This window comes from Leptospira vanthielii serovar Holland str. Waz Holland = ATCC 700522 (assembly GCF_000332455.1).
Lineage (GTDB): Bacteria > Spirochaetota > Leptospiria > Leptospirales > Leptospiraceae > Leptospira_A > Leptospira_A vanthielii.
In genome coordinates, this window is record NZ_AOGY02000027.1 from 125,313 (window position 1) to 136,411 (window position 11,099).

15 protein-coding genes and 1 pseudogene are annotated in these 11,099 nt (G+C 39.0%); 4 read left to right on the forward strand and 12 right to left on the reverse strand.

Annotated elements, in window-relative coordinates; all coding sequences use genetic code 11:
• Positions 1-4 precede the first annotated feature (4 nt).
• From LEP1GSC199_RS06085 to LEP1GSC199_RS06100, 4 genes are read left to right on the forward strand one after another with little or no spacing between them, the layout of a single operon-like run.
• The gene (locus LEP1GSC199_RS06085) at positions 5-856 is read left to right on the forward strand and encodes an aminoglycoside phosphotransferase family protein (RefSeq protein ID WP_002978969.1); all 852 of its coding nucleotides are present in this window, start codon (positions 5-7) and stop codon (positions 854-856) included.
• On the forward strand, positions 853-2,457 hold the full coding sequence (locus tag LEP1GSC199_RS06090) for a glycerol-3-phosphate dehydrogenase/oxidase (RefSeq protein ID WP_002978839.1): 1,605 nt from the start codon (positions 853-855) through the stop codon (positions 2,455-2,457). The genes LEP1GSC199_RS06085 and LEP1GSC199_RS06090 overlap by 4 nt, the downstream gene beginning before the upstream one ends.
• Before the next feature lie 60 nt (positions 2,458-2,517).
• Positions 2,518-3,450, forward strand: a complete 933-nt coding sequence (locus tag LEP1GSC199_RS06095; RefSeq protein WP_002978899.1) for an MBL fold metallo-hydrolase — start codon at positions 2,518-2,520, stop codon at positions 3,448-3,450.
• A 13-nt stretch (positions 3,451-3,463) separates the two neighbouring features.
• On the forward strand, positions 3,464-3,934 hold the full coding sequence (locus tag LEP1GSC199_RS06100; RefSeq protein ID WP_002979036.1) for a hypothetical protein: 471 nt from the start codon (positions 3,464-3,466) through the stop codon (positions 3,932-3,934).
• A 15-nt stretch (positions 3,935-3,949) separates the two neighbouring features.
• Here the strand turns inward: LEP1GSC199_RS06100 and fliE are convergent, their stop codons facing one another.
• The 12 genes and pseudogenes from fliE to LEP1GSC199_RS06165 form a co-directional block, all read right to left on the reverse strand.
• Positions 3,950-4,315, reverse strand: a complete 366-nt coding sequence (gene fliE, locus LEP1GSC199_RS06105; protein ID WP_002978844.1) for a flagellar hook-basal body complex protein FliE — start codon at positions 4,313-4,315, stop codon at positions 3,950-3,952.
• Positions 4,316-4,419: 104 nt separating this feature from the next.
• Positions 4,420-4,881 carry a flagellar basal body rod protein FlgC gene (gene flgC / locus LEP1GSC199_RS06110; protein ID WP_002975027.1) on the reverse strand — a complete coding sequence of 154 codons (462 nt, stop codon included), beginning with the start codon at positions 4,879-4,881 and terminating at the stop codon, positions 4,420-4,422.
• Between the two features lie 10 nt (positions 4,882-4,891).
• On the reverse strand, positions 4,892-5,323 hold the full coding sequence (gene flgB / locus LEP1GSC199_RS06115) for a flagellar basal body rod protein FlgB (protein ID WP_002978811.1): 432 nt from the start codon (positions 5,321-5,323) through the stop codon (positions 4,892-4,894).
• A gap of 139 nt (positions 5,324-5,462) precedes the next feature.
• Positions 5,463-6,644: pseudogene (locus LEP1GSC199_RS22270) on the reverse strand (DDE-type integrase/transposase/recombinase).
• A 236-nt stretch (positions 6,645-6,880) separates the two neighbouring features.
• A complete protein-coding gene (locus LEP1GSC199_RS06130) occupies positions 6,881-7,732 on the reverse strand; it encodes an SDR family NAD(P)-dependent oxidoreductase (RefSeq protein WP_002978978.1) in 852 nt (283 codons plus the stop codon).
• A gap of 219 nt (positions 7,733-7,951) precedes the next feature.
• Positions 7,952-8,350 (reverse strand): type II toxin-antitoxin system VapC family toxin, encoded by a 399-nt coding sequence (locus LEP1GSC199_RS06135; RefSeq protein WP_002978835.1) that lies wholly within the window; start codon positions 8,348-8,350, stop codon positions 7,952-7,954.
• Positions 8,334-8,612, reverse strand: coding sequence for a FitA-like ribbon-helix-helix domain-containing protein (locus LEP1GSC199_RS06140; RefSeq protein ID WP_039926205.1), 279 nt, complete (start codon positions 8,610-8,612; stop codon positions 8,334-8,336). The genes LEP1GSC199_RS06135 and LEP1GSC199_RS06140 overlap by 17 nt, the downstream gene beginning before the upstream one ends.
• A 122-nt stretch (positions 8,613-8,734) precedes the next feature.
• A complete protein-coding gene (locus LEP1GSC199_RS06145; protein ID WP_039926206.1) occupies positions 8,735-9,127 on the reverse strand; it encodes a type II toxin-antitoxin system death-on-curing family toxin in 393 nt (130 codons plus the stop codon).
• Positions 9,124-9,363, reverse strand: a complete 240-nt coding sequence (locus LEP1GSC199_RS06150; RefSeq protein ID WP_002978960.1) for an AbrB/MazE/SpoVT family DNA-binding domain-containing protein — start codon at positions 9,361-9,363, stop codon at positions 9,124-9,126. The genes LEP1GSC199_RS06145 and LEP1GSC199_RS06150 overlap by 4 nt, the downstream gene beginning before the upstream one ends.
• 297 nt (positions 9,364-9,660) lie before the next feature.
• Complete coding sequence (locus LEP1GSC199_RS06155; protein WP_002979010.1) at positions 9,661-10,023, reverse strand: DUF5615 family PIN-like protein; 363 nt, start codon at positions 10,021-10,023, stop codon at positions 9,661-9,663.
• Complete coding sequence (locus LEP1GSC199_RS06160) at positions 10,013-10,237, reverse strand: DUF433 domain-containing protein (RefSeq protein WP_002978829.1); 225 nt, start codon at positions 10,235-10,237, stop codon at positions 10,013-10,015. The genes LEP1GSC199_RS06155 and LEP1GSC199_RS06160 overlap by 11 nt, the downstream gene beginning before the upstream one ends.
• A 329-nt stretch (positions 10,238-10,566) precedes the next feature.
• The gene (locus LEP1GSC199_RS06165) at positions 10,567-10,983 is read right to left on the reverse strand and encodes a putative toxin-antitoxin system toxin component, PIN family (protein ID WP_002978953.1); all 417 of its coding nucleotides are present in this window, start codon (positions 10,981-10,983) and stop codon (positions 10,567-10,569) included.
• Between the last annotated feature and the right edge of the window lie 116 nt (positions 10,984-11,099).

Consider the following 11,099-nt stretch of genomic DNA (forward strand, 5'->3'; position numbering starts at 1 on the left):
TAGTATGGATAAAAAAAACATTCAATTTACCAAAGAGAGTTTAGGAAAACCTTTCGCGATCGGAAGGTCAGCTGATTTATATCTTTTACCAGAGAATAAAATACTAAAACTTTTTTTTCCTGATGCAAAGGAATCAGAAATTGATTTAGAGGTTGAAAACTCTGTAGAAGCAAATCGAAAGGGTGCTTCGAAGATGCAATGTTACGGGAAAGCAAAAGTAGAAAATCGATATGGAATTATCTTTGATCGAATCACTGGAATTTCTCTGACAAAACTTCCTGATAAAAATCCATTGGAACTATTTCGTATTGCGGGAACACTCGCTCGTTTGCACTACGGGATCCACCAAATCCAATCGGATAGATACAAAGATATAAAAGTAATCTTAAATTCTTGTTTGTCCTCAGAACCTCTTTCCTTTTTGAGCTCGGAAGAAAAAGAAAAAGCAAAATCTTACATTAGCGGATTACCGAATGGAAATTCCATCCTCCATTTGGACTTCCATCCTGAAAATGTAATCGTACAAGGCAAAGATGAGATCATTATCGATTGGATGACTGCGGCAAAAGGAAATCCTGCGGCTGATGTTGCTTTTACATTTTTACTTTTTACCGATGCAGAACTTTGGCCAGGAACTCCTAAACTAAAAATCATTTTTTATACCTTCATCCGAAAGTTCATTCTAAAAGGTTATTTGAAAGCCTATAAAACCTTAAGTGGGATTACAGATGCTGAAATTGCGGCTTGGAGATTGCCTTCTCTCATCCTTCGTTTGGGGCTTTGGAATATCGAAAGCGAAAGAGAAAGTTTGAAATCACAACTCAGCCGTTTGGTTGCTCTCGGAGGTAAGGTATGAATTTAAAACTGGATCGTTTTATAGAATCTTATGACGGGGAAGAGTTCGATGTTGCCATTGTAGGTGGTGGAATCACGGGTGCCACTTTGGCTTATGAATGCGCCAGTCGTGGTTATTCTGTGGCTCTTGTGGAAAAAAAAGATTTTGGTGGCGCTACATCCGCTGCCACAGGAAAACTCATTCATGGTGGCCTTCGTTATCTTAAACAATTTGAAATTGGTTTAGTTAGAGAAGCATTAAAAGAACGTAGAATCCTTTCTAATATTGCGCCTAACTTAGTTTATCCTTATCCTATGGTGCTTCCGAAACCTGGACTCATCGCAAGGATTGGACTTTTTGTTTATGACCTTTTATCTTTTGATAGCCGATGGACTTGGGATGAATCTAAACAAATTCCGAATCATAAATACCTCAAACGAAAGGAACTTTTAGAAAGGAATTTGGGGGACTTTGAAGATGCTGCCTATTTTTATGATGCGATTTGTTTGAGTCCCGAAAGATTAACTCTTAGTTTTTTAAAATCGGCAGTAGCTTACGGAGCCAAGGTTTCGAACTATACCGTTGTTGAGGATCTAATTTGGAAAGAGAATACCGTTGTGGGAATTCGAGTTCGCGATTCCCTTTCCAATGCAGAATCCGAAATTCGTTCTAAGGTAACAATCAATGCGTCAGGACCCTGGACTCATAACATACTTTCTAAATCTCCTAAAACCGAACAACCTCTTCCTAAAAAAAGGTCAGAAGGGATTTATATCATTACAAAGAAATTAACAAACTTAATGACTCTCTATGTAGGAGACAAAGGCCATTTCAGTTTTGCTCCTTGGAGAGGGCATTCGATGATTGGCCCAACAGAAAAGTCTTATTTTGGTAAGGTGGAAGATTGGAAACTCACTCGTGAAAGTATTTTGGAATTTATTGACTACATCAACGAAACTTCGCATGTAAAAGAAAAGTTATCGATTGATGACGTGATTTTTGCTTATGGTGGCCTTCGTCCTTTAATTGAAAGCTCTGATGATACTTATTCTGCATCCAGAAGGTCGGAATTGTATGACCACGCAAGGGACGGAGTCCAAGGCCTCATTACGGCGGCGGGCGGAAAGTATACAACAAGTAGAAATTTTGCAGAATCAATTTTCAAAAGGATCAAAAAGAAACTAACGAAAAAATCGACGGACAATATCTCCGCAAAACAATACTTATACGCATCGCAAATACCGAATGTGGAAATATTCATCCAAGGAGCAAAGAAACAAAATGCAGACTTCTCCGAAAAAACAATCGATTATTTGATTCGCCATTATGGCCTCCAATTCGAAATCATTTTGGATCTCGCAAGAAAAACCAAAAACTTAAGTGCGGTTCTAAACCAAGACGGGGAAATATTGGCGGAAGTTGTCTATGCGATTCGTTATGAGATGGCAAAATCTCTTTCTGATATCTTTTTAAGAAGGACTGGTCTTGGCACTTTGGGGATCCTTTCGGATGAAATTATGAAGGCCATTATAGATGTTGCCGCATCGGAATGGAAGTGGTCAGAGGAAACAAAAAGAAAAGAAACGGAAACGATTTACAAAATTTTAAAATTACCTGTTTGATTTGGAAAAGAAGTAGGAATTTCGGCTGACAACCGAATCCTTCTCATTGTATCTTTGGTTATGGGTTCAGTCCAAACCATTGATACCGAATATGCAAACATCCACCTAGTGGCTTCGGCTTATCTTCTAGAAGAAGAAGGCCGAGGGGTAGTTGTCGAAACCAATACAACTCATGCCATTCCAAAGATTTTAAAAGCAATGGAATTACATGGTGTTAAGCCGCCAAACCTCGACTATGTGATTGTCACCCATGTCCATTTGGATCATGCCGGAGGCGCTTGGGCACTTCTCGAAGCCTGTCCCAATGCAATTTTACTGGCCCATCCCAAAACCGCCAAACATTTGATTGATCCGAGTTTACTCATTAAAAGTGCCACGTCGGTGTATGGAAAAGAAAACTTTGATTCTTTATATGGCGAAATCAAACCCATTCCTAAAGAAAAAATTCGCGTTATGGAAGATGGGGAGTGGTTGGAATGGAAAGGCCATTCCTTTCAATTTTTATACACCAAGGGACATGCCAACCACCACTTCTGTATTTATGATAGGAAAACAAATGGGATCTATACGGGAGACTCCTTTGGGATTTCGTATCCTCAGTTAGAAAATGGGAAACGATTTATTTTCCCTACGACTACACCAACTGACTTTGATTTTGCGGAAGCCATTCGTTCCCTTGATCGAATTTTAGACACTGGGGCTGAGGTTGCCTACTTAACTCATTTTGGTCCAATCAGAGACTTAAAAAAGAATGCAGAGGACCTAAAAGAAGGACTTACCCTTTGTCAAGAAGCCATCTCTCAGTTGGAGGCCGTAACCAAAGAGGATAGGTTATCCTTTATGGAATCAAAAGTGGAAACCGTGATCCAAACACTCGCAAGCAAACATTCCATTACTCTAACGGATTCTGATTGGAGACTATTACGATTGGATGTAAATTTAAATGCACAAGGGTTGGTGTATGCCTTCGAAAAAATGCAACCCAAAGGATAATAGGAAACATTCGTTGCATCGAAGGCAATTGTCTTTCGGTGTGGGTATTGTTATTCGTTTTCGATTAGCATTTGTTTTAGTTCTAGGGATTGTTGGAATCGGATTCATACTCCAATGTTCCCTCGTATCCAAATCTAAAAAATCAAAAGACCCTCAAATCCAAATTCATTTCCTCTCTCGGGATTTTGAAGAAACAAAATCCATTCCTTCCTCCCTATTTGAATCAAAAGACTTATTGCTAGTACTTGCTGAATTATCGAGAAAGGAAGATCCCTCGATGCGGTTTATCTCGACAACCCGAACAGAAGAAATTATGGAAGTGAATGGAAAATCAAATTCCTGGTCAGCGGGATGGGTGGTCTATGTGAATGAGGAAAGGGTGGATGGGATTCAGATGAAACGAGGAGTCCGTGTCAGCCCAAGTGATAAAATTGAGATTCGGTATGAGGCCGTAGAGCGCGTGTTTGGTCGCCCTACGCCATAACCCATGGATTACTATTTATCTAAGTGTTGTTAGTTCGCGGTAAGCTCTTACAAATCCATCAGACATTGTTTTTGCAAATGTAAGAGAAATCCTAGCTTTTTCCGCAGCAATCATCACGTCATGAAGTTCTACAGAGTTTGGGTCAAAAACAATTTTTTGAGTAAGTTCATCTGCTTCCACTTGTTGGTCATTGACTTGTTCAAAGGCTTTTTTCAAAGCATCACCAAAGGTTCCTGCTACTTCATCAGGGGACTTGGCTTCATTGGTTTTTCCATAGTGGCGTTCATCGGAACGAAAGATTCCTACCTTGTCGCCTTGTGGGAGAAGGGAATGGGGTTTGTAGGTTTGGGAACTGAGATTGGAAATGCGATCAATGGCCATGGGTGTTTCCTCATTCTCATCATCGGCCAAATCGGTGAAACCTAAAGAAAAAAATTATGTCGCATTAAAAAAATGGAATATAGACCCGAGCCGGGCCTATATTTTTACGCCCGACCGATCTCCATCGCTTTGTTCATCATGGCTTTGGATCCATTGATGAGTTGGACATTGGCCTCATAAGAACGGGAAGCCGAGATCATATCCGTCATCTCCGTGACGATGTTGATATTGGGGAGTTCCACATACCCTTTTTTCGGGCCCGTTTGGATGGCATCAGGATGAGTCGGGTCATAAGTGAGCCTGAGAGGACTCATATCCTTTTCGATCTTCATCACCTTTACCCCTTTGCCTTCGCCGGGAGCCACACCAAAAGGATAAACTGGACTTTTCCAATTGGTTCTGAGGTTAATCGGTGTTAGGATGACACGGTCCCTTCGAAAAGGGCCGTCTCCATTGGTATTTCTCGTAGTAGTCGAGTTTGCAATGTTATTCGAAATGACATCCATGCGGAGTCTTTGGGCTGAAAGCCCAGTCGCCGAAATATTAATAGAATCAAACATACCCATAACTTACTCCTTAGTTGGTTCTCATGACGATGTTGAGAAGTCGGTTGTTTTGGTTTAAGCGGTCCACCATAAGGCTATAACTCATTTGGTTTTGATTGGCATCGACCACTTCTTTTTCAATGTCTACGTTGTTTCCATCGGGTCTCATTGTTGTGAGATAATCCAAATTGGTTTTGGGTTTGGCATCCCGATAATCTAGGGGTTTAAAAAAATCAATATGGCGGTCGTTTGTGATTTTGGTAGGGACAGTTTTGTCCTTTTCAATTTTTTCCGATTCGATGGCACGTTTCAGCATAGATTCGAACACCACTTCCGAACGTTTAAAATTAGGAACGTCCGCATTGGCGATATTATCAGTAATCACTTTTCGCCTTTGGGTGGACGCACTGAGGCCCCGTTCCAAAAGGTCTTGAGTTTTCATGAAATGTGTTGCTTCAAACATATTTCTCTTCCTCTCTACATTTCCCTTCGACCGATTTTTCTTCCTCCTAAAGTAATTTATGTCACTTCCTTACGATTTTTTTTTGTATGGAAAGGCACATCGGTAACACTTTAGATCACTCACATGGGTTACACTTTTACTAGTCAATTCTATACAATAGCCTCTGGTATTTCAACACTTTACTCGTATACAAATCCAAAATTCCAAGAATTGCATCCGCAAAGTAAAGACGACAATGCCGATCAGATATCTCTTCAAAGCCAACTACCTCTCCAATGAAAGGATTCCCAAAGAACACTCGATGGGGCCCGTACTGCGCAAAACCACTTTCATGGACTTTATCGGTAACAATATGTGTGGGATAAGCTACCTCTAGAATCTTTTTTGGGAATGTCCTTTTCGAAGATTTATAAACTTTTGCAGGTGTCGGAAAACCCAAAGCTTCATGTGGTCTTACCTTATTAAATTCTTCACGGAATGAATCAAAGGCGGTCTGTTGTGCATCCAAACTAGATCTTGGAGGTAATGCAGTTTCTTCTTTGAGTGTTCTGTGCATTCTCTCATGACGACCGTTCTGAGATGGTTATACGTGGCGTTCAATGCGTTCCGGTCGGATCCCTAATTTCAACCACCATATAGAAAGACTAGTTAAGCCGCCAATGGCCTTACTTGCAAAAGGTATCCATTATCTGATTTGATTGCCTGTGGTAGTCCATATTCTTTAAAAACCCTTTCTAAATTACCGCTTTTGTTGCTCTGCATTCGTTTTATTCAGGATTTCACATGCTAGAAGGTAGCGACTATATGCATCTGTAATTGTTAGTGGATCGCAGCGATTGCCATTTCCTACTGTAAAATGGCCTTTAAAATCAACACACCATACATCATTGGGAGCGACTACATTGGAAAAAGGAAATAGAGACTGTGGAACTCTTGGTCTTTTTTTCTTAGGTTTGACTAGGCCTTTTTTGCGAAGAATGTTTCCAATTGTAGTTTCACTTGGAATCTGTTTCATGCGATGAAACTTTGCTTTGAGTATGGGACGGAGTTTTTTGGGACCCCAAGATGGATGGTCTTCACGTAAAGATACAATTAGGTGAACGATTTTCTCAGGAGTTTCATTGGACTGAGTGATTCTTTTTCTAGATTTATCTTTGAGTCCGTCGATACCTTCCGACTCATAATTCTTTAGATATTTATAGCCAGTCTTTCTCGATATATTAAAGTCTCGGCAAAGATCGGCAAAACACCACTGACCACTTTTAACAGCTGCTATGAACTTGATTCTTTCTTCTATCACTTTGGTTTCCTTCCAAGGCATCGGATTGTCCTCCGATACACAATGTAGGTGTTACCCATGTGAGTTGTCTCTTTTGTTACCTATCTGACCTCCTCATACCTTTTGGGCGGCCCCAATTTGTTTCTAAAACCAAACAGGCAAGCCGGCTGGGTCGGGCTCTCCCTCCAATCCGAAGGATTTCCGCTCGATCCCTGCCGCTGGGTATGGAACTAAAATCACTTTTTCCATAAAGTAAATACTCTAGGGCAAATTTATTCTTATTTTTTGGTTCTATCTTCTAACTCGAGAAGCATTGACTGGATGCGAGTATTGTTTGCAAGAAACCAATCCGAAAAAATTCCCACAATACCTCGGAGAATTTGGATAGGAATCCACCTTGCGGGGACAATGATTCTAGGTTTTCTTTTGCTTAATCCTTTGTTCAGTGCCGTTGCCACTTTTTCTGGAGTGATGGCTCTTCTTAAAAAAAGGGGGAATCCAATTTCTCGCATTTTTGTTGTTAGATTGTCTCCGCCAAAAACACCTTCTGTGAGTGGGGTTGTGATCCAACCGGGATACAATACTGTGGAACTTGCCCCTTTGGCTGCCAGTTCCGCTCTGAGGGAACGAGATAACATTTCGATTCCTGCTTTGGATGTCGCATAAGGTGCATTACACATTCCGTTGGTAAATGCATAGATGGAGGAAGTCACTACAATTTGACCTTTGTTTTTGATTACTTCCGGTAAGGATGTTTTGATTGTCCGCCAAACACCTAATAAATCCACATCTATAATTTTTTCAAATTCAGTCTCATCGCAATTAAAAACGGTGTATGCGGATTTTTTCCAGGAAATTCCTGCATTGGCAAGAGTGATATCAAGTCTACCAAAGGTGACAACAGTTTGTTTGATTACTTTTTTAATGGAATTCCAATCGGTTACATCCATCGCTTTTGCCAAAACCCTTTCTTTTGAAAACTCAGAAGCTAATTTGTCCACGGAACTCTGGGAAATGTCTGTTAATACTAGTTTGGCGCCATGTCGATAGAATTCCCTGGCGCAAGCGGCTCCAATTCCACCAGTTGCCCCCGTAATGAGAACTACCTTATCTTTGATATCATAGGTCATAACTTTTCCCCTTATATCTGTTAGGAATCATTCGTGAAGATTGGTCAACCGGATATTCAAAAGGAATCAATTTCGGGTTTTGTTTCTTTATTAGCAAAATCTGGTCCGCAATCATTCCATCGATTAACGTACAAGCCTAAGCGACGTAGGCTAGCCCTGAGTCCCGTCCCGAAGAGGTTAGTTGCTGTTATGCGTAATGTTTTTAGTTAGAAAAGTAAATTATTTATACCAATTCTCAATTCTTAAATCAGGAATCATTGAGAAATGTTTTTCATTATTAGTGACTAAGGTATAATTTAAAAATAAAGCTGTTGAACCGATTAGGATATCGAAGTCATCAACGGTATTTCCTTTTTTCTGTAACGTTGCCTTTACTTCTCCGAAGGTTTCTACAATTCCTTTCGTCAATTCAATGACCGGAAATAGTTCTCCAATTCTATATACAGTAGCTAGATTTTTCTCTCTACTTTTTGATTTCTTTGCACCAAATATAAGTTCGCCATAAGTAATTACCGAAATAGCCTTCGAAATATTTTTCTTCTCGATAAGATTGTTTTGAACTTTTTCATTTCCTTTTAGGCTATAGATTATAATATCTGTATCAATCAAATAACTCATCTGTTATCCTTGATCGATTATTTCTTGATCTTGAAGATCTAATGTCTGAAATTATATCTTTTGCATTTTTGTTGTCGTGCCAAGAGTTTGTAAGTTTAAGAAACTCTAGAGTTTGTAGTTCGCTTTCCAGGTTATCTCTTTTGAGATGATTTTCAATAATCATGACAACTTCTTGACTTACTGAACGATGCTCTAGTTCAGCCCTTCTTTTTAAGGATTCATAAAGCCTGTTATCTATGTCTCTGACTTGAAGATTTGCCATTTCTAAACACTAAGGTTGATTCATGAGTATGCAAGCATTTTTCATGTTCTTTTCAGAAATCAATCTTAAAAACATTACGCCTAACGAACTAGACTTACCGCTGTTATGCGACGTCGAGCAGTTTACCTAGGAATCGAGTGACTTTTAAGCCAAAGTGCCAAATCATTTTCATCAGAAGTCCCATCCGCAACTTTGTGCATCTCTTGGACAACTTTTTCTTCAGTTGTTTCAATATTAAATCCATTATTGGCTAGAAAGACATACATCAAGAGAAATGAGGTTCTTTTGTTTCCATCAATAAACGGATGATTTTTTGCAATTCCAATTCCTAGTGAAGCAGTGAGTTCAAAAATACTGGATTGAGGTTCATAGAACCATTTATTTTTTGGACGATCTATTGCAGATTCAAGTAAACCCATATCCCTGATACCTAAAGAGCCGCCATGCTGCTTAATTTGATCTAGATGAATAGCTTCTGCAATTTTTCTATTAATCCATTTTGGTTCATTAATCATTTAGCTAATTCTTTAAGAGCATTTCTATATTTTTTAGATGCCTCATTATAAAATTCCATAGATGATTCAAATTCTGGATCATAAGGAGATAGCAAGATCCCATTTTCTGTTTCTAATAGAAAGACAGTATCTCCTTCATGAAAATTGTATTTTTCTAAAAGAATTTTTGGTATGGTAGCTCCTGCGGAGTTGCCAATAGCTCGAATCGTAGTCTTTTTTACAGAAGATTGGTCCATGGTTATAACATAAGTAATAACAACTTTGTATCAATCAATTTTTTGACTTCTTTCTATTTTTTTTCCTTGGTAATTATTGGCTCGATGTTCGCATAACGAACTAGCTAACCGACGTAGGCTGGCCCTGAGCCTCGCAGAGGCGTTAGGGATTGGCACAAGGCTTGCGTTTGCAAGATGAGTGACAAAAGCCTATGTGCCGAAGGCCAAGCGAGGCCGTATGTGCCGAAGGCCAAGCGAGGCCGTAAGTGCCGAAGCGAAGCGTTAAGGCGCTGTTATACGACGTTCCCTACCAATTGGTTATAAGTGAATATCTCTAATTCGTATTTTGTTTTTTGACAATACTACGAATTTACCACTCAATTCGTTATTGTCTTTTTTTAAGAGAATATTCAGTGAGTTGAAAATTTGCTGAAAATCTTTCGGTTTGTATCGAAGAAAGATAATTCCATTTGAATATTCTTTATGGGCAAAAACCCATTCACCAAAATCTTTATCTAATGTAAGAATGATAGCATCGATTTTCTTTGCCAGTTCAATGACTTGTAAATCTGTTATACCTTTACTTTCTTCTAAGACAGAAAAGACTTTGTGTCCTTCATTTCTGAGTAGTTTTATAAGTCGAAAATCGACGTTTTCGTCAGCGAGGATACTAACTTGCAAGCAAGCTTTCTCTGCTTATTACATGGCTTGAATAAGAAATACAAGCAAGGATATCGTCTTTTTCGATTCCTGGAGAAGATTCGATTATTTCTTCAATAGACATCCCATCACCTAATCTTTCCAGAATTAGATCGACTGCAATTCTTGTATTTTTAATTACTGGTTTACCAAGTAAAATATCAGGGGATGACGAAAGTCTAGATTTATAATCCATAGTAAGATTTTAACATAAAATATAACTAAATGTCAAGTTTAGTTATAGATGAAATGTATAGAATTGCGCAGTTCTTTTGGTTATTTTCAATAAATCTGATGTCATTTTTAGAATTAGGGTTTAGGGAATGTCGTATAACGAACTAGACTAACCGACGTAGGCTGGCCCTGAGTCCCGGTAACGGGACGTTAGGGACTGGAACGACGCTTGCGTAAGCAAGAGGAGTGCCAGAAGCCTATGTGGCGCAGCCCAAGCGAGGGCTCGTCCCGAAGCGAAGCGTTTAGTTGCTGTTATGCGAAGTTGCGGGGAGCGACACGGATGTCGCAATCTTAGCTCAAATCCTCTTTAATTCTTAAGTATTTATCAGGAGTAATGATTTTTAGTCCCTTAATTTTTTCTAGAGTTAAAAGATCTTTATCACCTGTAATTAATAAATCAACATTTGCTGAGAATGCAGTTTCAAGAATATGGAAATCGTATCGATCTCTCAAATTCATATAGTCTTTAAGAGGCTTGTTTTTAATTATTGTGGTAGCACTTCTGATTTCCGCAATTGTAAATTGTATGAAGTCATTAGGTAGTTTGAACTTAGGTTTAGCTAAAGTTTCTTCCAATTCGTCCAGAATTTCATTAGAGATATATCCAATGAAAATATCATCGAGTAAATCTTGGAAAACCAATCTAGGTTTACCATTGAATAAGATAGCAGAAATATAAATATTGGTATCTAAAAGAACTTTTAACATTAAGAAGCTTTTTTAATTCTTCTAACTGCTTTAATTTCTTCAAAAATGTCAGCTTCGGTAAGTTTAGATCTATCGATAGTCTTGGAAGTAAAGTCGAAGATAGCTTGCCATTTAGA

What these genes read in the sequence shown, in the direction of transcription:
- LEP1GSC199_RS06085 (WP_002978969.1), top strand. Translation starts at nt 5, where the DNA reads ATGGATAAAAAAAACATTCAATTTACCAAAGAGAGTTTAGGAAAACCT.
- LEP1GSC199_RS06090 (WP_002978839.1), top strand. Translation starts at nt 853, where the DNA reads ATGAATTTAAAACTGGATCGTTTTATAGAATCTTATGACGGGGAAGAG.
- LEP1GSC199_RS06095 (WP_002978899.1), top strand. Translation starts at nt 2,518, where the DNA reads ATGGGTTCAGTCCAAACCATTGATACCGAATATGCAAACATCCACCTA.
- fliE (WP_002978844.1), bottom strand. Translation starts at nt 4,315, where the DNA reads ATGGCCATTGATCGCATTTCCAATCTCAGTTCCCAAACCTACAAACCC.
- flgC (WP_002975027.1), bottom strand. Translation starts at nt 4,881, where the DNA reads ATGGGTATGTTTGATTCTATTAATATTTCGGCGACTGGGCTTTCAGCC.
- flgB (WP_002978811.1), bottom strand. Translation starts at nt 5,323, where the DNA reads ATGTTTGAAGCAACACATTTCATGAAAACTCAAGACCTTTTGGAACGG.
- LEP1GSC199_RS06130 (WP_002978978.1), bottom strand. Translation starts at nt 7,732, where the DNA reads ATGACCTATGATATCAAAGATAAGGTAGTTCTCATTACGGGGGCAACT.
- LEP1GSC199_RS06135 (WP_002978835.1), bottom strand. Translation starts at nt 8,350, where the DNA reads ATGAGTTATTTGATTGATACAGATATTATAATCTATAGCCTAAAAGGA.
- LEP1GSC199_RS06140 (WP_039926205.1), bottom strand. Translation starts at nt 8,612, where the DNA reads ATGGCAAATCTTCAAGTCAGAGACATAGATAACAGGCTTTATGAATCC.
- LEP1GSC199_RS06145 (WP_039926206.1), bottom strand. Translation starts at nt 9,127, where the DNA reads ATGATTAATGAACCAAAATGGATTAATAGAAAAATTGCAGAAGCTATT.
- LEP1GSC199_RS06150 (WP_002978960.1), bottom strand. Translation starts at nt 9,363, where the DNA reads ATGGACCAATCTTCTGTAAAAAAGACTACGATTCGAGCTATTGGCAAC.
- LEP1GSC199_RS06160 (WP_002978829.1), bottom strand. Translation starts at nt 10,237, where the DNA reads ATGGATTATAAATCTAGACTTTCGTCATCCCCTGATATTTTACTTGGT.
- LEP1GSC199_RS06165 (WP_002978953.1), bottom strand. Translation starts at nt 10,983, where the DNA reads ATGTTAAAAGTTCTTTTAGATACCAATATTTATATTTCTGCTATCTTA.